Below are 21,671 nucleotides of genomic sequence, written 5' to 3'. Positions count from 1 at the left end.
TTGATAGCCCTATTTCATCTTTAGACAGTCCCTTATATTCTTTTTCGCAATTTACCTTACGACATAAAATGGTCTCTAAGGTCTTCCAATTCTTCCTTTGTTTCGTTGTCAATAACCTTTACGACGAAAGGAATACGCTTGAGCTGCTCTTCCTCTTCTACGTTTGAAGAATCTACCAGACGGCAGACAATGGCAGAGTTGTAAATGCCGGCAATCGCACCTTCCATCTGATTCTGCTTGATAATATCCTGAATATGCAAAGCTGCTGCACACATTTCGTCCGACCGGAAAAATGACCTGAATGTAGCTTCGCTTATCTGGCAAAAGACACACAACCCCGAAATCGTGTATGGACGGGAAACCGGGACTTCTATCAATTCTCCTTTGCGCTCTCCCGAACGCATCAGTTCTTTTTTGAGCAATGGGTTTTCGTCGCACCATGCGAAATATTCGAATGCCGTATTCAATAATTTATCCGAATGGGTATAGAGCCTTTCCTTGCCGTTTCTCAATTTACGTTTTTTCATGTTTTATCCTCCTGATTTGTTGTATTGCAACCTTCTTGCGATTCGAGCCACCGGCGCAGTTCCCTAGCCTTGCGTATCAGGCAACTGGCGCACGATTGCGGGGTTTCGTTGCGGTCGAATACTTCGTTATAAAGTGTATATATTCCCGACATCGAATAACGGTGTGTTTTGTCTGTTTCGTCCAACAAGTGCCTTACTCGCTGCTTTATATCGGAATTGCTCATTTGCTTATTTTTTTACTGTCGAAATATTTCAGCATACAAAACAGTACCAATGATAGGCCAAAACCTCCTACAAGAATGGTGAAACAATGGAGCAAATAACTGCATATTACAGAAAGTATCCATGCCAGGTGAAAAGTGAAACATGGTGTGCAATTGAATGGTTTCCGGTCGAAATGCCGGCTCAGTTCGGGCAAGTGCAACGAAAGTGTAAGACCCCAATAAATAGCTGTAGTAGCTATCAACAAAAGAATGACAAAAATTAAAATTAGTTCCATACTGCTTTTTTTACAGTATAGATAAAGGCACATGAAAAAAATGCAGGTTTTTATAAAAAAAATTCCCCTCCTTAATCTGTCGCAGACCTACGGAGGGGAGAGTGCTTGTATAAATTAGTATATGTTATTGCACTACCTTGCTCAAGCGTTCGATCATGCTGTCGCCAAGCTTGGTTTTTGTATCTATATGTTTCAATACCACTTCCACAAAGGCATTTTCTTCGAATACGCCCCTTACTTGTTCGAAGTCTGTTTTCTGCTGATGGCGGTCGCCGTCGACACCAAAGCCTGTACGCGACGACAGGGAGAACTCCTTCTTGGCATCATTATATATCATCTTGTCGAGTTCTACTACCGAGTGACACCAGCGTTTGACAATTTCGATTATGTCTTGAGCGGTTATAGTTTCGAGCGAAAGGTTGTAGTATTGTTTTATTTTGTCCCATGCCCACGTCCATTCCAGTGAATAATAATTCTCGTGCAACGACCTGAATACATTGCTTATCTCTTCGACCGCCGCTATTTTTCCCGACTCAATATCGTCGATCAGTATATCCACTTCCGAACGGGGAACAAGCACACCGCCGATGTCGCTCCACACAGATAGCCCAACTTCGGTATCGGGTTTCAGGCAGGCGCGTATTTCCTGGTTGGAGGTAAAGTCGCATTTAGAAAGTCTCGATATAATAGAGTTTCCTAAAAACTTGATTATAGCCATATTATACAACTTCAATCCGTTTCTTAATGAAGAGTTTTTTATACGGCAACCTTTGTATGAATAGAAGTCGCTGGCTTCGCCACAGGTGTCGAGCATTTCGCTGAGGATATCTATAGCCTTAAACATTTTCTGTACTGTATAAGGGCTGAGCAGGTTGAAATTTATCTGGTCGAGCTTGTCCGGGTCTTTACGTTTATCGCGTTTCGGAAATTTCTGTGCATCGCGGATTGTACCTACACTGCGTATGTTGACGCCGGGTACCAGTACTGTCTCGTTTTTGTCTTCTATCAGGTACGAGAACGGCATATTCGATGTGTCGGTATTATGATAGTGGCGTCCCATTATCAACGAGAAAGCACCGATACGCGAAGGCCACAATATGTAGGAGTCGCTGGTCGTTTTTCCGCCACGTTCTACTATTCCCTGATGGATAGGGCCAAGCTTATACATATGGTTGCTCTGGTTAGAACCCGACCCTGCATTCATAAACGAGAACATGCCCGCAATAAGCAACGTAGATTTGTGGTGCGTTACGGTATATGGCCCTGCAAACAGTGCGCATGCTTCTCCGTTCTCGCCCTGGCAATTGCTGAAAAACAACGAGTCGCTCGCCGAATATGTATGCCCCAACTGGCAAGCTTGCCCTACAAAACAGCGGGTGAGCATTGTCCCGTCTTCTACGTGCGAACCCGAACAGATTATAAAATCTTTTGCCATTACACTATAACCTATGTGTACAGGGTCGTGGCGGTTACTGTTTATACTTCCGTTTTCGAGATGCCGTGCGCCTTCTAGCACTGCACAATCGCCAATACGTACGTTTATGATGGCCCCGGCATTTACAATAATCACATCGTTGCCTATAGTGCCTATGTTGGACGATTGTTGGGCGGCGTATGTTTTCACCATCTCTTGCAATCTCTTTGTCAATGCCGGACGATGGCGATAGAAGGAAAGTATATATGCAAAATGGGCGCTAAGTTTATCGTATATCATAACTTCGCGTCCTCCGGTTTCGTTCAGTACGGAAACTTCTACGCCATTGCCAAAAGTGGAAACTCCATCGACATACAGGTGGTGGATGTTCTGAATACGTACGTTATCGCCTATACGGTAATTGGCTATGTAATTTTGCACATTCTCTATCAGTACATTATCACCCAAAACGCAATTGTGCAGGCAGGCATGGTTTATACCTGTATGCTTCTTCAGTCCTCCGGGCAGGCTGAATTCTTTTTCGAACAAACCCAGCCTCACCTGGCCCGAAAAGGTGGTGTTGTATATATAATCGGGAGTGAATGAGGGGTGAACCATGATGTTCTCCCATTTATCGGCTTTGCAGCCATGTTTTTGCAATATTTCTATTTCTTCTAAGGTAAGAATTCGATAACTCATCTTATTTTTTTGATTATGGTTATTGTTCACAGGTTTAAAAATACTCTATGCAATGATGATAGTACAATTGCACCCATTATGAGGTTATAAAGGCATTATTTCTCTTTATTTATAACCTGAACTCTAATTTTTACATCTTTTTATCACATCTAGGAATTACAAATTTAAACAATAACATTCAGATATTCTGAAAAGTTCGTTTCATATTTTTTCTTTCTGCGAAACAAAACAGCCCTGGTAATTCATTTTACCAAGGCTGTTTCCTATAATATTATTTTAACTATTTATTCTTCGATAGTTGCTGCTTGTTCTTCGGCAGCAGGGGCGGTTTCTGTCTGTTCTCCGGTTTTCAACTCTTCTTCTACGATTGTTTGATCCGAAACATTCGATCCTTCTATCAGGCGATCTTGTAGATTATGTTTCTTCACAAGCGCTGCAATCTCAGGATCGAGCGGAGCCCTGTAAGCTTTAGTCGGATCTAGTTCGCAAGCCTTTATCAGGTGTGCTATAGCCGAATCTTCATCGTTGGCACGGATAGAAAGAATTGCCAGCAAGTATTCGTTATTTCCGGTTTCCGGCAGTTTTTCCAATACTTCCAAAGCTTTGTTGTTGTAGCCCATACATACAAGGCAAAGCGCTGTATTGTAGTCGGCAGGGAAGTCTGATAAGATATCCAACGCTTTCCAGTATTCGCGGTCTTGCAGGTATTGCAATGCTTTGGCATATTCTGGGCGTACTTCTGAGTTTACTGTTATTTCTTCTGTCATGCCCGGGCGTGTCATATTAAATATGATGTCAGCCTTGTTCAGCATCGGGTAGATAGAGTCTTTCAGAATCTTATAATCCTGTGGATATTCTTTCTGCATGTCTTTCTCTGTCTGATCCGGATAAACGGCCTGTGTAATCATATCCAACACAGCTTGTTTGTTAGGCATATCGTTGCGTTTGACGATGAGGCGAACCATCGAACTCCAGTCTTCTCCGATATAGCGCAGTTTGAACAGGTCTTTGCTTGTTCCAAATGTTTTGGCAAAGTATCCGGCTAACGCTTCCGAACGTTTCATCGTCAGCTCTATGTTCTTTTCGTAGTCGCCATCGAGAGATGTAGAAACCCTGATCTCGATACTGTCTATCAAGAGGTTTCCTTGTTCGGTAAATGTTTTGTAGGCCTCAGCTACTTTTTCTGTCTGCTCTTTGTTGTCCTGATATTTCACGTTGAAATTGAACTTATTAGGTAGGAATTTCGGATATATCAGCATTGTATTATATACATCGCGGTGAATGGTTGTTGTCTTTGTTATCAAAGTAGTATCTACCAACTGCGATAGCGATGATATAAAGTATGATAAAGTATCGGAAGGGCTATAGTCGAAACGGCTTTGGTCTACAGCATCTACACGGCTGTTCATCACAAGGCGAAGCTTGCGCATACCCGGAAGCACGGGGTAGTCTTGCTTGTAATAGTAAGCGATGTCTTTATCTGTTTGTACTACGCTGTCTACACGGACATTGGTTTCGTAAGGGAAGATTATTATTTCGTTCATCTTATCGTCCAGCCTGTCTAGCTTCATGTCGTTAAGCGCTATTTTATCGAACAGGTAACGCAATTGCGCAATAGCTATAGAGTCTTCGGCCGATACGCTCTTACTGTCCAGCTGGTCGAAGTTACGGCCCGAACGGTAGATGTCTCTGAATCGTTTTGGTATTTTTTTCAGGTCTTCGCCATCGAGTACCATATCTTTATAGTTCCTGTCGTAAGCCTTCATATAGCGCATATAAGCACCTGTAGTATCTTTTCCGTTGGCCCAGTCACGCATGGCCTGTTCGTTGGCTCTGCGCGAAAATTCTTTGAAAAAGTCGAGACGGTAATCTTCGCGTTGTTCTACTTCCATACGTCCTTTATTCAGTTCCAATGGCTTGACAACATGTTTCATATACCGTGCAAAATAGCCTGTAGTGTCTTTTCCTTTGGCATATTCTTTCATCGCCTGTTGGCGGGCTTTACGGGCTTTTTCATAATATGCTTTTTGAGACTGGCCTATAGTTTGAGCGGCATAATATGCCTCCGATTCGTCTTTCTGGGCTTTCCATTGCTGATAGTCTTTTTGGCGGCTCCATTCTTTATGGTATTGCCCGTAGTAGTAGTTTTGATAAAAGTCAATATCTTTTCTTACTCCGTCGTAATCGACGAATACGCTATCGTACTTATTTTTGCTTACTATCGAATTTTTATATGCTTCAAAATCTTTATACGATTGTTTTTGCTTGTCGGCGAATTTTTGTCCTTTCAATACCACATTTTCTAAAGGAATTATAGAGTCGTTGTGGATAAGTTTTGGCGAAAGGGTTACCCTGTAGTCGGATGACAGGATACTTTTGGGCACTTTTACTATAAAGTCGACGTTGATACGCCCGTCTTGTTCCGGCGTAAAACGCGATTTGGCTGTAACCACTACTTCATTCAGGCGTTGCACCTCGCTCAGGTTTACCGATCCTGCATTTCCTGTTCCCTCGCGGGTTATTACTTCGGCATGGGTATAAGTCACTTGTTCCGAAACCACAGCATCGCTACCATCGGCGTATGGGAGCTCAATGTTTGGCTCCAGAGGGTTCATGAAGAGGTTTTTAGTCTTGGCGTCGCCTTTTGTTTTAGGCTCTTTTATCTTTTTGGGTTTGGGTATGTACGTCTGCTCTCCGTTGCGCGATGCTTTTATTTCGCGAACCGAATGCGACGATTTACATGAGAACAGAACTACTAATGCCATTAGTGTAAACAGCGAAAGAGTTTTGGCTGAAACCGAAGAAGATAGTTTGATAATCTTTTTTTTCATATTTTATAAATAAAGGCATAAAATCACTATAACTGACTCAAACACAAATTGAGTAGCTTAAAGTTTGCTTTAAAGTACAACATTATAATATTACTATATCATTAAATCCGAAAATATATCTTGTAAAGTTTATTGTCTTGAAACAAAGGTGCTTATGTCGGTTCATTTGTTGGGTATAAACTATGTTTTTAACAAAATTCATCTTTGTTTTTGCAACTGTGCATTATGCTACACACAAAATTTAGCTGCAAAAATAAGCATAATCTGCATATTAGCAAACGATTTCATGCTAATTTTTTGTAACAAAAAAGCCCGTAACATCACGTCACAGACTTCCTAAAACCTTAACACAAACTTTACAAAACTACAACCATATAAACGGTAAACTTCGGATTATGTTTTCTTAAAAAATATTAAATCGAAAGATTGGTGATTTCTCTGGAATTATGTGCTTGTTAAATAAGTGTTTATGGCGGGGTGAAGTTTCAGTGATGCTTGTTTTTTTTGCTTCGAAGAAAGTCTGTAGGCTATCAATTTCGGGTTTTTTCTGGGTTTGTTGGTATAGTAGCAAGGGGTATAACAATTTATTCTTTCCGCCTTTTGGGGAAAAATAATGTGGAAAGGTGCAAAATTCCGGTTATTCGCTGACAGCCAATCCTCTTTCGAAGCTGTCTACCGCATTGGCCTTTTGTATTGTATTTTCGTCGATGTCGAGTATGCTGGCGATGTCTTCTTTGAGGTCAGACACGATGTGTATGTATGAGTTTTCGCGCACTACTGTTTTCATCCCCCTGATGTCGTCGAGCGAGTACAGGTTTTTGCCTGTCATCTGGTATATTCCTTTCAGTGGTTCGGCGTAGTTTATGTAATAGTAGTAGGTCTTGTCGTTTTTCAGTTCGTAGCTCACATGGTAGCCTTTGTATCTGTTTTCTATGTAGTCTATAATTTTCTGTCTTACAGAGGGGTCGGCGACCTGTACCTCAGCTTTGGTAGAAGTGTATATCCAGTGTCCTTCTATTCCCTTAAGCGCCGAATTGTCGTCGCTTAGGCTGTCGCATGATGTAAACAACCACGCTGCGACCATTATAAATGGCAGAAGGATATATGTTGTGATAACACTTTTCATGTCTCTCTTTAAGTTTATTTCACAAAAATACATAATTAAAACGAAAAACACGCGATATTTATTGTGTTTTTTTTAATAGGAAACAGTAAAAAAGTGATTTTTTCTCAATGAGTTACGCTGTGTAATTATATTTAGTGTATGTGTTTAAAAATATGTTAAAATCAATAGGCGTCTTTTAGCAAAACATGAAGAAAGCGGCTGGGGTATTCCCAAACCGCTTCTATTCATAAAGTTATTTCACCGAGCAGTCTTTAAATACATTGCGTAAGGTGTGCAGCCAATGCAAATATTCAGCTGTGTTTTTGTCTAAGGTCATGGCGGGTTTTGCAATTTTCAATTCGATAACAGCCTCAGCATAGTAAAACGCCATATCGTCTAATATTTGTGCGAGACGGTGTGGGTGAACAACATCATCCAGTAGGTTTTCTACAGGATGCAGATCAAATTTTTTTGACATAATTAGTGAGTTTAGAGAGTAAAATAAAAACCCCGCCTTAGGTGCTCTTGCACGTCACCACGCATTGGGGCGTTTCCACACACCACACCATAGCAGGGCTGTAACAGTTTCTTTTTTTTCATGACTTAGTAACGTATAGAGACTACAAAGATAAGAACTTATCTTGATTTTTAAATATAGATAAGGACATAAAGGCGCAAAGATATCTTTATCTCCTTATCTGTCTTTCGAACCGATGCTGCTCGTCTTCGGCACGCACCTTATCTATTCGATAGAGCAGGAAGCCGAAAACTTCGACAACTGTTTTTCCAGTGATTTGGTCAAATAAATATATCTTATCCTCTGCCAGATCGGCAATCGTTTTATACCACCCCCATTTACCACAAAAGTCTTTGTATCCTTTAGAAACTGGTTTGCCTGAGCCACCACCTCTGAATAATGGTTCAAAATCGCTTCTGATTCTTTCTTTTTGAACAAAAAAAAAGCGATCAGCGGCAAGGCTTTCGTGCAGGGCAGGTTGCGGAACATGTCTTTGCGCCTGGCGGCCGTTTCGGTATTGTAGCTTTCGCCCGCCTGGCGGCATACTACAGCTAGTATTTCCGACACCTTGGTGGTGCTGTCGCTACCAAGTATTTCTTCTATGTCTATCCATTCGCCCAGCGTAAGCCTGTCCGACATGGCGATGAAATATTCCCTGCCTCCGATTTCTACCTTCGAGGCTGGCTCAAAATCGGGTTCGAAAATAAAGCCTATAGCGTTCGTTATCACATCGAACAGTTGAGCCGGGGCTTTAAGTAGCTCATCTTCTTCCATCTTGCAGATGTCGGCTACCAGTTTTACATATTCCTGTTTGTCGGCAGGAGTGTGCATAAACCATCTTTCGTAATCGCCCAGAGTGATGTCGTCCCACGAATCGGGCAGAAGGATTTTTTTGTCGTTAAATTCAATTTTTAGCATAGTTTTTATTGGTTTTATTGTACTGTAATGACCTTTTCTGGTATATAGATAAAAAAAATGCAGTTCGATGGATTTTTTTAATAAAACTCCGTGGTTTTTATTGCTAGTTCGTGCTGATTCGCATTAATATGTTCTTTTTTTATACTGCATAAAAGCAATCTTGAGTTAAACATTTCATCTTTAGCTCATCCTGCCGCGCCCTCCTGGGCTTACCCTTCCTTTTGGCATTGCCCAAAAGGAAGCAAAAGGCTAGTGCTTCGTCCCTCGGCGACCTGTCATCGGTTTGCCGGCAGAAAGGGATAAACGGGCTTCGCCCCATCCCTTTCTCCGCCGCCTTCACCGGACAGGTTCCCGCCTGCGGAACTAATGCACGGAAAGCTGGCGCACGACAAGAATTGTCGTAAACTCTTGTCCTGCGTCAGCTCGCGCCCTTAGCTTTGCGTACGGGGTACCCACGCGATGCAGGCGGCGTAGAATGAAGTGGGGCTGCTGTTATGCAACTTTGCCAAGCCAACAAAAGGATTGTTGTTAGTTCACTTCATTTAGCCGGCAAAGCGCAAAGTGGGTCGTACGGCTAAGCGGGGCGCAAAAGCGTTTTTGGTTCCTTTTGGGGCTTAGGCCAAAAGGAACGCAAGCAATCTGTGATTGCGCGCAGTATAAAAAAGAATGATTTTACTATTAAATCCCAACTGCTGATTCGCATTAATAATGAATATTTACTATCTTAGCTTTCCGGTTCTAAATAGAAAAGACAATCATATATGGCACACATAAAAAAGCCCGAATGGCTCAAAGTGAAACTCGGTGGAGAAGGAGGCTACTCCCACACACACAACATCTTAGAATCGCATGGGCTGCATACCATCTGTTCCAGCGGACGTTGCCCCAATCAGGGCGAATGCTGGGGTAGGGGAACGGCTACCTTTATGATTGGCGGCGATATCTGCACCCGTTCGTGTAAATTCTGCAATACCAAAACGGGAAAGCCATTGCCCCTCGATACCGACGAGCCGATGAAGGTTGCCGAATCGGTAAAGCTAATGGAACTGAAGCATGCAGTAGTGACCTCTGTCGATCGCGACGACCTGCCCGACATGGGCGCATTGCACTGGGTGGCAACAATTAATAAGATTCGCGAAGTGAACCCTGCTACCACCATCGAAGTCCTTATCCCCGATTTTCAGGGAAAGCCGGAGTTGGTAGATATGGTGTGTGCAGCAGCCCCCGAAGTGATATCGCACAATATGGAAACCGTGCGACGGCTCACTCCTCAGGTGCGTAGTGCTGCCCGCTACGACGTAAGCCTCAGCGTGCTAGCTCGTATAGCTGCCAACGGTTGCAAAGCCAAATCGGGCATTATGCTCGGATTGGGCGAGACTACCGATGAAATATTGGAAACAATGGACGACCTGCTTTCGGCAAATTGCCTGGTGCTTACTATGGGGCAGTATTTGCAGCCTACACGCCGTCATTTGCCTGTGGAAGCATACATCCACCCCGACGAATTCAGCCGCCTGAAAGAGATCGCATTGTCGAAAGGCTTTAGCCATGTAGAGAGCGGGCCGTTGGTGCGTTCGTCTTACCATGCCGAAAACTGTTTGGGAAATAGATAGTTTGTTAACCTTATATGTACTGATAATATGGAAGATATGAATGATAACGTAACACCTCAGGAGAAAAATGAGCAGGAGGAGAAAAGTGCTTTTGCTCCCGTGGCCGGTTTTGTGGCGGAAGCAGTTATCGCTACCACCGAAATCGTTGCCGATGCTGTAATAGATTCACTGTCGTCGGCAAAGGATGTGGTTGGCGGTACTGTGGGGCTCGTAGCCGATGGTATGTCGAAAGTTGCCGAAGGGGCAGGGAAGGTGACTGGCGCTATTGGCGAGGCGTTGAGCGATATTGATATTGACATTGATTTCGATATCGACCTTTGATATATCCTCCAAAGAAGAGATAAAATATAGTATTGCTTTTCATCGGGATATCAAATAATTGTTTATGTTTGCAAATACTAACTATACCGATGAAAAACATGTATAAAAGATTTATATTGCTGCCAATATTCATCATCTTGCCGCTATTCGCTAGTTTGCAGGCGCAAAACGATAATATTACCGATTCTATAGTGTATAACTTCCGGCGGCAACTGGCAATTTTTCCTCAGGAAAAAGTATATGCACAGATAGATAAATCGTTTTATATCACGGGCGAAGATATCTGGTTCAGGGCATATCTCGTAGATGCTTATTCGCACCTGCCCGACACCCTGAGCCGCTACATATATGCCGAACTGATAAACCCTATAGATTCTGTAGTAAACAGGGTAAAGATAAAACCTCACCGCGGAGCATATCACGGACATATTACGCTCGACGAAGAATTGCCCGAAGGACAATACCAGTTGCGCTTCTATACGCGGTTGATGGAGAGTCTTGGCGAAGAACATTTTTTCAAGCGCACCATAACCATTGGCGGCCCGCTCACAGCCTTGTACCGTATAGAACCGGTATTCGAATACGAAAACGAAAAGCGGGTAAATGTAGAACTCTCGATCACCGATTTGCAGAGTGGCAACCGTATAAAGCCCGAAGAGATGCGGATGATAGCCGATAAGGGATTTACCGAAAATCTGCGCATGGGCAAAGATAGTGTGGCGCGCCTTACATTGAAAGCTCCTCGGAAGGGGAGGCAGAAGTCTCTTTATATAGAATACGACTATGCAGGTAAATTCCACAAAGAATTTATCCCTGTGCCTCATCGTCGCGATTATGAGGTGTCTTTCCTGCCCGAAGGTGGACACAATATTGTGGGAATAGCAAACCGCGTAGCATTCAAGGCAATAAACAGTGAGGGGCGCGGCGAAGACATAGAAGGCGTGGTAGTGACCACTGGCGGCGATACACTGACTGCTTTCCGGTCGGGATATCTGGGTATGGGATATTTGATGTCTTTCTCCAACGAGACGGATAGTGTATTGTATGCTGTTTGCCGCAACAAAGCAGGGATGGAAAAGAGATACGTCTTGCCTTCTCCCTCGGCTTCGCAGGTAGCATTGCAGGTCAACCAGCATAAAGGCAACTTTGTAGTATCGGTGCGCACTCCTTACGGTAAACCGTTGGATGGTGTTCCGCTATATCTTGCAGCGCATTGCAGAGGTAATGTGTTGTTTGTCAATAAATGGGACGGAAAAGAATCGTTTGCGATTGTGCCGATGGAAAGACTCCCTACGGGCGTCATACAATTCCTGTTGGTAGATGCCGCTATGAATCCTTTGAGCGAACGGATGGTCTTTAATGCAAATGATGCCGAAATGGCGACTATCGGTTTCGAGGCAGATAAGGATAATTACGGGAATCGTAAGTTGGTGAAGGCTTCGCTGTTGCTTACCCAAGGTGGAAAAGAAAAAGTAGCAGCAGGGCTTTCTATTGCCGTAACCGACGATAAGGATATCAAACCCGATAGTTGTACAAGCATACTTTCGTCATTATTGCTTGCCTCTGAACTAAAAGGGTATATCGAATCGCCTGCGTCCTATTTCGATGGCAATGTTGTAGCGAAACCGATCGACCTCGATGCGTTGATGATGACACAGGGATGGAGCCGCTACAATGTATCCAAGTTTCTGAAGGGGGATTTTGATAAGATAACAGGCTATTTGGAGCGCGGACAGGCAATATCGGGCACTATCAAGGGCGGTTTCTTTATGAATAAAAAATCGGCGGGATATCCTGTCACTCTTATTTCTATCCGCAACGGAATATTTACCCAGACATTGACCGACGATGACGGGAAGTTCGTTTTCCAGGGATTCGAAGCTCCCGATAGTACCGGTTTTATCATACAGGGCAATACCAAGAAAGGAGGCAGCAGGGTAGAGTTGCTTCTCGATTACGAAAAATATCCGTCGCACCTCACGTCATTGCCTTTTACATATGCCGGAGATAAGTCGCAGTTTGAAAGCTATATGGGAAAGGCCGACCAGAATTTCACCATGCTCAACGGTATGCGTATGATTTATCTGAAGGAAATAGAAATAAAAGCTGAACGGATAGAAAAGAGTGCTTCTATGTATTCGTCGGCTATGAACCCGCGTATGACGAGCGAAGAATTTGATAAATACCATCCGCGCGACATATTTCAGGTTCTCAGCCGCTTTGCCGGAGTAAGGGTCATGAATGAAGAAGTCTTTATACGGGGAAACAGTAACCCTCCTTTGGTACTGGTAGACGACGTAGAATATGAAGTCTCTATGCTTTCCGACCTGATAATGCAGGATGTGGCTGCAATAGAAATTGTAAAAGGAGCCGGAGCTGCCATTTTTGGCGTAAGGGGAGGAGGTGGTGCAATCCTCATCACCACAAAAAAGGGTGAAATGCCGTTCAGGAATCCGGAAAAGTTTAATATAAAGAGATATACGCCACTAGGTTATCAGACAGCAAAGGAGTTTTACTCTCCGCAATACGAAACACGCGAACAACTAGCTGATCCTAATCCCGATCTCAGGACTACCATTTATTGGAATCCCGATCTTAGGGCTGGCGACGATGGCAATGCTGCTTTCAGTTTCTATACAGCCGATGGCTCTACTACCTACTCGGTAGTGATAGAGGGTGTTACGAGTAATGGCATGCCTGTGCGCACAGTGCGGAAGATATCGAGGACGGATAAATAGCAATAGGGCTAACTATTCTTCGCAAGCCATTTTTTGCCATCAGGCGTTACAGCCCGTTCCGCCTGAAAAGGTATATGAAATGTTCTTCGCCCTCGTATTGGCGATGACGCGCAGCAATATGGTAATTCTCGTTGATATACGGAAATTCCTTGTTATTGGTTATCACGAAGTCCGGCTTCCCGTCTTTTACCAGATTGATATGGTATTCTTTCAGTTGGGGGAACGCGTCGTCGTGTATATTGGGGTGGAAGAAATACTTGTATGCCGGCACGATTCCTGCAATGGTATTCACACCTGTTTCGTGTTCGAGGTCGATAAGTATGGCATCGGGAGCGGTGTTGATAATGGCAGCGAAGTCTTTTTGCCAGAAAGAACATTCCTCTGTTCTTAGCAGGCAGGCAGCTTTTTGTCCAAAGAAGCCTTTAAAAGCAATACAGGCAAATAATACCACTGTCAAAGCTGTTGGTTTCAGCCATTTATATTTTTCCATCTTGCTGTCTGCCAGTCCAATAATATGTATGAAACCTATGATAGAAAACACACTCAGAGTAATGTAATAATAGTCCATGTCGAACGGGCCTGAGGTGACTATGATATACACGAGAACGAAAGAGAGCAATATACATACTTTAGGTAAGATATCGCATATATATTTTTTCGAGAACAACAAGAATGCCATGCTTAGCAAAAGCATATAAACGTAGAAGTCGGGACTAATGAGCCTAAGAAGAAAACGGGCGACAATATTGGCGAAGGCATCGAAATGAAGCCCCATACTTGCACTTGCATACAATGAGTTAAATTCGAAGTAGGCAAATTTGAAATCGTTGAAAGCCGAATTGCATACAAAATATGCTACAACAGGAATCGCAACCAGCAGGAATCCATATACGAAGAAAAGTGATGCCGACAGTAATTTCTTATATTTATGCTCTTTCAGCAGGTAAAGAACGGGAATGGCGAGCAAGGGCGGCCAGAAAGTGCAGATACTCAGTTTTACAAAAAATACGATACCGAACATAACCCCATGTATGGCGAAGTGGCGGTTAAGGCGGCTTTCACTTTTTTGCCTGTTTGTGCAATATCGCAGCGTATAGTAAAGGCTTACCATCAGGCAAGGGGTTATCAGTTCGTCGGCAGAGCCTCCCTGCTTGGTACGGCAGAGGAAGAAAAAAAGGTAAAGAAGCGATACTAGCAGCGACTTGTCTTTGTCGAGGAAAAGTTTAGCTATCTTATAGGCAAACAGCAGGTTGACAAACAGAAACAGGGATTCGAAAATATATACGCCCCAAAATGTGGTATGCGAAATAAGGTATCCCAACCCGTAGATGAGGAATATAAGCGGCCCTTTGTGGTCGAACAGGTCTTTATAGATCACCTTGCCATTAAACATACCCTTGCCTATGGAGAAATAGATATTCGGGTCGCCCCAGTCGTTGAACAGGTACAATGGCGAGCATTGCGAACAAAAAAACAGTACGATAAACGATAGGGCAAACAATATAGGTTCGTTGCTCAGAAAAGTGTTTTTTCTTAAGATATTTGCAGTCATAGCAGTTTTCTTATCCCCTCCGGGCATTGTTGATTATTTCTCACTTGAGCAGGCAAAGTTAATTATTTCTTTCGAGCAAATAAACATATTCTTCGTCCCAGCTGTAAAGGGAGTGCCGGGCAACTATATGGTAGTTGTCGAGCAGGAACGGAAAATCGAGGTTGCGGGTGATGACGAATGTCGGTTCTTTTTCCTTCACCAGTTCGATGTGCGACAGCCTGATGTCGGGAAAAAGAGCGTTCTTTATATTAGGGTGGAAGAAGTATTTGTATGCCGGTACGAGGTTGGCCTCGGTGAAGACCCCTGTGTCGTGTTCTAGTTCGAGCAGGGTAGGGTTTTCTTTCATATTTACTATCGAGGCAAATTCTTTTTGCATATAGCTGTGTTCTTCAGTCCTGAGTAGCGACGGTATATCGTAGTCGAACAGTTTTTTACTATAAATGCTTATCGTAAGTACGCCCAACGCAAACGCAACTTTGACGGCTATATCTATTTTCATCTTAACGCGCACCGCCAGAATCGCCATACACCATATCAGCGCGGGAATGGCAAATACACTTAACACCACATACGGGTAAGACATATCGAAAGGGCGCGATGCAGCAGCAAAAGTCACGCAAAATGCAGCAACGAAGCATATTCGGTGAAGGGTGCACCCGAAAAACCTTTTCGACAATACGGCTATTGCAACCCCTGCCAACAGCAGGTATGTGTAAAGGTCTATGCCGCGTATCTTTCCGGCAATGGCTTCAGCAATGGCGGTAATGGTGTCGCCGGTGCTGCTTGCATACAGGCTGTTGATGGTGAAGTAGGCAAAAATAAAGTCGCCGGTAGCCCCGTTCACGGCAAAATAGAGCAATACAGGCAGCAATACAAGAGCAAAACCCGATGCAAAGCTCAACGATATGGCAAATATATCTTTATAGCGTTTCTCCCTTATAATGTCTACAACGGGTATCAACAGCAGGAAAGGCCAGAACACGCAGATGGAAAACTTGATGAGGAATACGGCTGCGAACATAAGCCCGTGTATCAGGTAGTACCTTTTCAGTAGCTTTATATCCATTGCTGTGTTGAGGCTGTATCGCAACGTATAGTAGAGACTGACTACAAGGAACGGTACGGCAAATTCGTCGGCCGAACCTCCTTTTTCGTTTCTCCATATGAATATGATGGTAAATAGCAATGCGCTCAAGAAAGCATATTCTTTTGCCACAAAGAGCTTTGCCGATTTGTACACAAACAGCAGGCTGGCAAACAAAAACAATGATTCGAGTATGTATATGCCTGTAAACGAGGAGGAAGATGTCAGGTAGCCCAATCCATAAATGAAGAATATCAGCGGGCCTTTGTGGTCGAACAAGTCTTTGTACAGCACCTTGCCGTTGACGATGCCTTTGCCTATAGAGAAATAGATGTGGGGATCGCCCCATTCATTGAAAAGATAAAGGGGGGAACACTTTGAAGCAAAGAACATTATCAAAAACGAGAGTATAAGTAAATATAACTCGTTAGAGCGCAGAAATCTCCTGGGCCATTCGTAAGTTGTGTATGCTGTCATTGTAGCTTGTGAAAAACCTCTCTGACGACAAAGGTACTAATAAAACGCGGGTTAGGAAAACCGAAGATGGAAATCGGAACGGGAAAACCTGCCGTTTTAACAAGAATGGGCGCAAGAGCAAGCGTATGGCTATCCTTGTTGATCTTTTTTATCTTCTTTTTGCATAACAAGCACTCTATCATATCTGTAAGTTACGAAATGTATTTCTTTACTATCCGATACACCTGTGCAGCCGATTTGTCCCACGAGTAGAGGGTGGTTTGCTCCAATCCTTTTATCCTTAGTTCGTGCCTCAACTGTTGGTCGGCAAGCAGCCTGTTTATTTTCATTGTAATATCTTTCTTGTCGTAAGGGTCGGCATAGAGGGCGGCATCGCCGCTTATCTCGCGCAGGGCAGGTATGTCCGATACCAATGCAGGACAACCGTACGTCATCGACTCCAGTGGTGGCAGCCCGAAGCCTTCGTAAAGCGATGGATAGACCGACATCAGGGCATTGCGGTACATTTTCTGTAAATCCTCATCGGGAATATAGCCCGGCAGGTGTACGTTTTCGCTTATGAGCTTTTGCATATCGGGCGTATTGAATGCTTTGAACGACATACCTATGATGTATAGCTTTACCGACTTGTCTTCTATGTCGGCGAATGCCTCAACGAGCCGTACAAAGTTTTTGCGCGGATCCATCGACGATACGGCTATTATATACCGCCCGGCATCTTCGTCGCGCTCATCATTCATTACTTCTTCTTTGGTGGGCTTATCGTGGAAGGGTACATTGCTGTGTACCACATGTATTTTGTCGGCATCTAGCTTTAGTGTGTCTACTATTTCGTTTTTCGAAAACTCGCTGACCGTAAGCACAGCATGTGCTTTCCTGCCTGTGCGCGGCATCATAAAGTGGTAGAAACGGTAATAATTGGGCGAAAACCATTCGGGGTAACGCTCGTGCGACACATCGTGGATGGTTATTATCTGGTTGTTGTACATCAACGGGCCGCAACCCGTGAAGCTTACCAAAAGCGGTTTCCCTATCTTTTTCAGGTAGCAGGGCAATGAAATCTGCTCCCACAAGTGCGAGCTGAGCGAACCGCATTTCACCGTCTTGAAGCTGAACTTATAGCCGGGGTCTATCTCCTGCGGAGTGGCTACATGAAAGTCTACGCCCATCTCGTGCAGCTTGTTGCATATTTCGAAGGCATAGCGGTGTACGCCTGTTGCTTTTTGTGTAAGAAATCGTCCGTTTACTACAAACATTTTTTTGTTGTGGGTTACAAGTATCCCCCTGAGGGGAAAAGGTTTTTATTTCATAAAATCGGGTATCCAGTCGTTTTCTTTTATAAACGCCTTTACAATGCTGTCAGTCCGTGCTATTTTGTCGTCTATATTCCGGCTGTTGGCCAGATAGTCGTCATTGTCTATATTGTCCATCATCCAGTCGGTCATGGCCGGACTGAAGTGGGTTACATCGCGGTAGTTTTCGAGATCGGCAACTTGGGGTATATCGAAGAAATACATCAGCCGTACATTTTTATACATTGCCATGCGTGTGGCTATATATTGTGGAAAATGCATGAAATAATCGTAATAATTCCTGTTTTGGGCTGTAATCCAATATAGTGCGGAATAGGGTGGCAATATGAAGATATAATCTATATCGGGATATTTGTCGGGAGCTATTCTGCTGAGCATAGAATCGAGCCTTGCCGGCATAAATGTATCCATAGAATCGAGATACTGTGGCGTTACGGTAATCCCTGCCGAGAATATAGTTTTCGTTTGCTCGGCATTGTAATAGAAGCTTTCCTTGAAATTATTCCCGATGTTGTCTATATTGGTTTTTTGCTCATAGTCGTCGGGGATATGGGTCTTGTTTTTCAGGTAAAGGTCTACCCCTACATCTACGGGCAGGAAGCGGACAACAGATTCGTAGCTGTACAGATATTGCAGTTTGTTTAGCAGCCCATCATCGTACAAGTAGCGGGGATAGCGTATGGCATCCTCGCGGTCGTTGAGAGGTGGCAGGTCGAGACAGATGATAAACCTGTCTACCTTTTGCTTGTCTATCAGCGAATAGAGGTGCTCCATTTCGAGCAGTTTTATACCTCCGATAGACAACCTCAACGGTTTTGCTCCCGGATATTTATTCCTGATTACGTTCAGGTCGCAGTTTTGTATCATCGACGATCCCAATACAACGGTATTGAAGTCGTAGTTCTTTGCCAGGCCTCCATTCACAAACCAGGCGTTGAGCAGGTAGCGTTTATTGGGATTTACCCTGAATTGTAAAAAAGGGTCTACCAGATAAGTTGTCAATCCTATCAGGAAGAGCATCGTGATTGCCGATATGGTGAATACCAGCAGGAAACGTTTACTTTTATTTTTATCTGGCGAACTCATCTTTATTCGTTATGCTAATCTGTAGTTAAAGAATAAACAAACAGGTTTCATTGCATCGTACATGACAAAAATTTGAATCATTGTAATATGAACTTTGTAGGGGCGAATTATCATTCGCCCGTCGGTTGTATCGGGCGTAAAATATTACGCCCCTACAGGCTTTCGAGGGAATATCATTTTTTTGTCATGTACTGTGTTTCATTGTTACTTTTTGCTTTTTCGTTAACGTTCATATTCGTGAAACCTTTATCTATTTAACCTTATTTTACAATATATAGTTAAAAAGTAACACAAGTAACAGCATTTCGTTACTTTTTTTATTGTTACTTTCCCCCATTTTAGTTTCGCTTGTCTACTCCCCACCCTTTGGAGGGATTGGGGGAGGTGCAGGGGGCTTAGGCTTGTATAGATAAACTTTTCTACTTTTCCTAAAAATTAAAATATATAAATGCTCCCACCCTCGAAAAATGGACAAGCGAGATAGCAAGCAGCAATGCCGCTACTATCGCCCATTTTACCTTAGGTTGGAAATTATTATACAAATCTATACTGTTTTTCCTGAATACAAAAACCATCACGAATGCCAATGCCATAGCCACACAGATATAGATGGTGGCCAATATGTCGGGATATGTGATATTGGCATTGTAGGCCAGGATGCCGATATTTTCGAAACTGAAACTGTCGGGTACGAACATTTTCTTGAGCACCACGAGTGCCCTTTCCGTATCTTGCAGCCTGAACAATACCCATGCCGCATTTACAAACATGAAGGTGAAGAATATCCGTATCAGCGAAGGCACTTTGACTATCTGCCGTTCGAATATTTTCTCGAATACACGTACCACCCCGTGTGCCAGCCCCCATATCACAAACGCCCATGCCGCGCCGTGCCATATACCGCTGACAAGGAACACCATGAGCAGGTTGATGCAGGTGCGCACCTTTCCTTTGCGGTTGCCTCCCAGCGGGAAATAGATAAGTACGGCGAGCGAACGCCCCAGGGTGATATGCCAGCGTTGCCAAAACTCGGTGATACTCTTCGACTTATATGGCGAGTAGAAGTTGACAGGGAGGTCGATGTTCATCATTCGCGCCAAGCCGATAGCCATATCGGAGTAGCCGCTAAAGTCGAAATATATCTGGAAGGTATAGAACAGCGAAGTCATCCATGCTTGTCCGAAAGCAAGATTTTCGACTTGGAAGTACCCATTGAGTACGAAGTCGCTGAAGGTATCGGCTATCACTGCTTTTTTGAACAACCCGATGGCAAACAAGAAGATGCCCGGTGAGAAATTAGCGACGTTGAAAAAGCGGTTCTTTTCGTCGCGGTACTGGTCTATCACATCGTTGAGGAAAACGATAGGCCCTGCCACCAGTTGTGGGAAAAAGACAATAAATAGAGTGTAGTCGAAAAACTGCGGCACGCGTTCCTGCCGTTTCCATACGCCAATGAGGTAGGCTATCTGCTGGAAAGTAAAGAAACTGATTCCCAGAGGAAGCGCAATATACTTAATCAGGTATTCGGTGCCGAAGACAAGGTTTATATTTTCTATAAAAAAATTGAAGTATTTGTAATAACCTATCAGGCAGACATTGAACACTACACCTGCTGTAAACAGTATTTTCCGTCCCGTCCCGTTTTTTGCATTTTGCACGCCGAGCGATATACTGTAATTGACTATCACCGACGATAGTATAAGCCATATATACGACAGGTTGCCAAAGCCGTTGAAAAACAACGCCCCATAAAACACCAGCGATGCCAGTATGAGAAATACCTGCTGCACCCTGCGGGGTACAAACCGTGCCATGCCGAAGTAAACAATCAGCACAATAGGCAGGAATATCAGTACAAAGCTATATGTAGAAAAAACCATTTTTAAATTAAAAATTAAGAATTAAAAATGAAAAATTAAGGGCTCAAAAAATATTCTTCATTCTTCATTTTCATTCTGTTTTTTGCAAATTTCCCCTTTCACTCAGTTTAAGTAGTCTGTTACTATCGCTTCGCGGAAGAAAAAATTATCTCAAAAACCGTTTTCAAAACCAGAATGAAAAATAAAGAGCTCAAAAATATTCTTCATTTTTCATTTTTCATTCTTCATTTTTCATTTTTCATTCTTCATTTTTCATTCTTCATTTAAAAAAGTTTTATAAACTTTTTTACTATACCAGCTTCTTTTTACAAAGCATTTGCTCAGCCCTATCCAGAAGCGCATTTTCAATCTGTTCCATTTTTTATTTCCTACCGGTACATCTGCAAAATAATCCGTATCGGCCACTATATTGAAATAGCGTTTTTTTGCCGTCATGCCGCCTTTCAGAAATTCTATATGATGTGTCACTGTTTTCGATTTTGGGAATACGTAAAACCTCCCTTCCCTGATGTTGGGTACATATGGATAACCCCACCGGATATAGCTGGGCACGTGCACAGGCATATTTTCGCTTATCCAGACGAATCCTTTGCTCGTATCTCGCAGAAAATTGGCTATATGGCATTCGGGAAAAAGTTCGAAATCGAATATTCCGCGGTTAGCCTTTATATATTCTGTCTTGACAATGGCAAAATCGGTGGCGAGGGCATAATACTTGTCGTACCAGTCGGCACTGGCCCACACCTTTGTTTTATCTTCGGCAAGCAGCCCTGTGTATTTGCTTATCACGCTGTCGCCATACATCCATGTGTCGGCTTCCAGTATCAGCGTGTAGGCGCAATCGTCGGGTATATAGTGCATACCTTCCATCAATAGTTGCGAATTGCCGCGCCTGTGTCCGGCGTTTTGTTCCAGTATTACCAGCTTATTGATAAGGGGTAGCGATTCGGCGGGAATTTCGTATCCGTTGTTCTTCCCGTTGCTTACTACGATGATGTAATAGTCGTTTTCCTTCCAGGTGTCGCGTATTACCCGGAGGTTATGTTCTAAGTCTTCTGTCCGGTCGTAAACCCTTATAAGTATTGCTACTTTCATGC

General features: G+C 43.4%; 18 protein-coding genes. 4 read left to right on the top strand and 14 right to left on the bottom strand.

From position 1 onward, the window contains the following. Window positions 1-56: 56 nt before the first annotated feature. The 8 genes from D0T57_RS10185 to D0T57_RS10150 form a co-directional block, all read right to left on the bottom strand. On the bottom strand, window positions 57-527 hold the full coding sequence (locus tag D0T57_RS10185) for a terminase small subunit (protein WP_163273389.1): 471 nt from the start codon (window positions 525-527) through the stop codon (window positions 57-59). Then, window positions 524-751: a hypothetical protein gene (locus D0T57_RS10180; RefSeq protein WP_163273388.1), complete on the bottom strand. Its 228-nt coding sequence runs from the start codon at window positions 749-751 to the stop codon at window positions 524-526. The genes D0T57_RS10185 and D0T57_RS10180 overlap by 4 nt, the downstream gene beginning before the upstream one ends. Continuing rightward, on the bottom strand, window positions 748-1,026 hold the full coding sequence (locus D0T57_RS10175; RefSeq protein ID WP_163273387.1) for a hypothetical protein: 279 nt from the start codon (window positions 1,024-1,026) through the stop codon (window positions 748-750). Before D0T57_RS10175 ends, D0T57_RS10180 begins: the two co-directional genes overlap by 4 nt. A 124-nt stretch (window positions 1,027-1,150) precedes the next feature. Next, window positions 1,151-3,139 carry a DUF4954 family protein gene (locus D0T57_RS10170; protein WP_163273386.1) on the bottom strand — a complete coding sequence of 663 codons (1,989 nt, stop codon included), beginning with the start codon at window positions 3,137-3,139 and terminating at the stop codon, window positions 1,151-1,153. Window positions 3,140-3,423: 284 nt separating this feature from the next. Further along, window positions 3,424-5,970: a hypothetical protein gene (locus tag D0T57_RS10165; RefSeq protein ID WP_185154666.1), complete on the bottom strand. Its 2,547-nt coding sequence runs from the start codon at window positions 5,968-5,970 to the stop codon at window positions 3,424-3,426. A gap of 637 nt (window positions 5,971-6,607) precedes the next feature. Next, window positions 6,608-7,096: a hypothetical protein gene (locus D0T57_RS10160; RefSeq protein WP_163273385.1), complete on the bottom strand. Its 489-nt coding sequence runs from the start codon at window positions 7,094-7,096 to the stop codon at window positions 6,608-6,610. Window positions 7,097-7,328: 232 nt separating this feature from the next. Further along, window positions 7,329-7,553, bottom strand: coding sequence for a hypothetical protein (locus tag D0T57_RS10155; protein ID WP_163273384.1), 225 nt, complete (start codon window positions 7,551-7,553; stop codon window positions 7,329-7,331). A 264-nt stretch (window positions 7,554-7,817) separates the two neighbouring features. Then, window positions 7,818-8,510, bottom strand: coding sequence for a hypothetical protein (locus tag D0T57_RS10150; RefSeq protein WP_163273383.1), 693 nt, complete (start codon window positions 8,508-8,510; stop codon window positions 7,818-7,820). 221 nt (window positions 8,511-8,731) lie between these two features. On the opposite strand from D0T57_RS10150, the gene D0T57_RS10145 reads away from it, so the two are divergent. The 4 genes from D0T57_RS10145 (at window position 8,732) to D0T57_RS10130 (ending at window position 13,182) form a co-directional block, all read left to right on the top strand. Next, on the top strand, window positions 8,732-8,914 hold the full coding sequence (locus D0T57_RS10145; protein WP_185154667.1) for a hypothetical protein: 183 nt from the start codon (window positions 8,732-8,734) through the stop codon (window positions 8,912-8,914). 357 nt (window positions 8,915-9,271) lie between these two features. After that, window positions 9,272-10,123, top strand: a complete 852-nt coding sequence (lipA, locus tag D0T57_RS10140) for a lipoyl synthase (protein WP_163273382.1) — start codon at window positions 9,272-9,274, stop codon at window positions 10,121-10,123. Between the two features lie 36 nt (window positions 10,124-10,159). After that, a complete protein-coding gene (locus D0T57_RS10135; protein ID WP_163273381.1) occupies window positions 10,160-10,444 on the top strand; it encodes a hypothetical protein in 285 nt (94 codons plus the stop codon). A gap of 98 nt (window positions 10,445-10,542) precedes the next feature. Beyond that, a complete protein-coding gene (locus D0T57_RS10130) occupies window positions 10,543-13,182 on the top strand; it encodes a TonB-dependent receptor (RefSeq protein ID WP_163273380.1) in 2,640 nt (879 codons plus the stop codon). Between the two features lie 46 nt (window positions 13,183-13,228). Here the strand turns inward: D0T57_RS10130 and D0T57_RS10125 are convergent, their stop codons facing one another. From D0T57_RS10125 to D0T57_RS10100, 6 genes are all read right to left on the bottom strand, one after another. Beyond that, entirely contained in the window at window positions 13,229-14,734 is a 1,506-nt protein-coding gene (locus D0T57_RS10125; protein ID WP_163273379.1) for a glycosyltransferase family 39 protein, read from the bottom strand. Between the two features lie 58 nt (window positions 14,735-14,792). After that, entirely contained in the window at window positions 14,793-16,211 is a 1,419-nt protein-coding gene (locus tag D0T57_RS10120) for a glycosyltransferase family 39 protein (RefSeq protein WP_163273378.1), read from the bottom strand. Window positions 16,212-16,486: 275 nt separating this feature from the next. After that, complete coding sequence (locus D0T57_RS10115; RefSeq protein WP_163273377.1) at window positions 16,487-17,551, bottom strand: glycosyltransferase family 1 protein; 1,065 nt, start codon at window positions 17,549-17,551, stop codon at window positions 16,487-16,489. Window positions 17,552-17,596: 45 nt separating this feature from the next. Next, window positions 17,597-18,694, bottom strand: a complete 1,098-nt coding sequence (locus tag D0T57_RS10110; protein WP_163273376.1) for a hypothetical protein — start codon at window positions 18,692-18,694, stop codon at window positions 17,597-17,599. A 428-nt stretch (window positions 18,695-19,122) separates the two neighbouring features. Further along, window positions 19,123-20,574: an MBOAT family protein gene (locus tag D0T57_RS10105; RefSeq protein ID WP_163273375.1), complete on the bottom strand. Its 1,452-nt coding sequence runs from the start codon at window positions 20,572-20,574 to the stop codon at window positions 19,123-19,125. Window positions 20,575-20,826: 252 nt separating this feature from the next. Next, window positions 20,827-21,669 (bottom strand): hypothetical protein, encoded by an 843-nt coding sequence (locus D0T57_RS10100; protein ID WP_163273374.1) that lies wholly within the window; start codon window positions 21,667-21,669, stop codon window positions 20,827-20,829. Between the last annotated feature and the right edge of the window lie 2 nt (window positions 21,670-21,671).

It is taken from the genome of Dysgonomonas sp. 511, assembly GCF_010501105.1.
Classification (GTDB): Bacteria; Bacteroidota; Bacteroidia; order Bacteroidales; family Dysgonomonadaceae; genus Dysgonomonas.
This window is presented reverse-complemented; position numbering and strand designations above follow the sequence as displayed.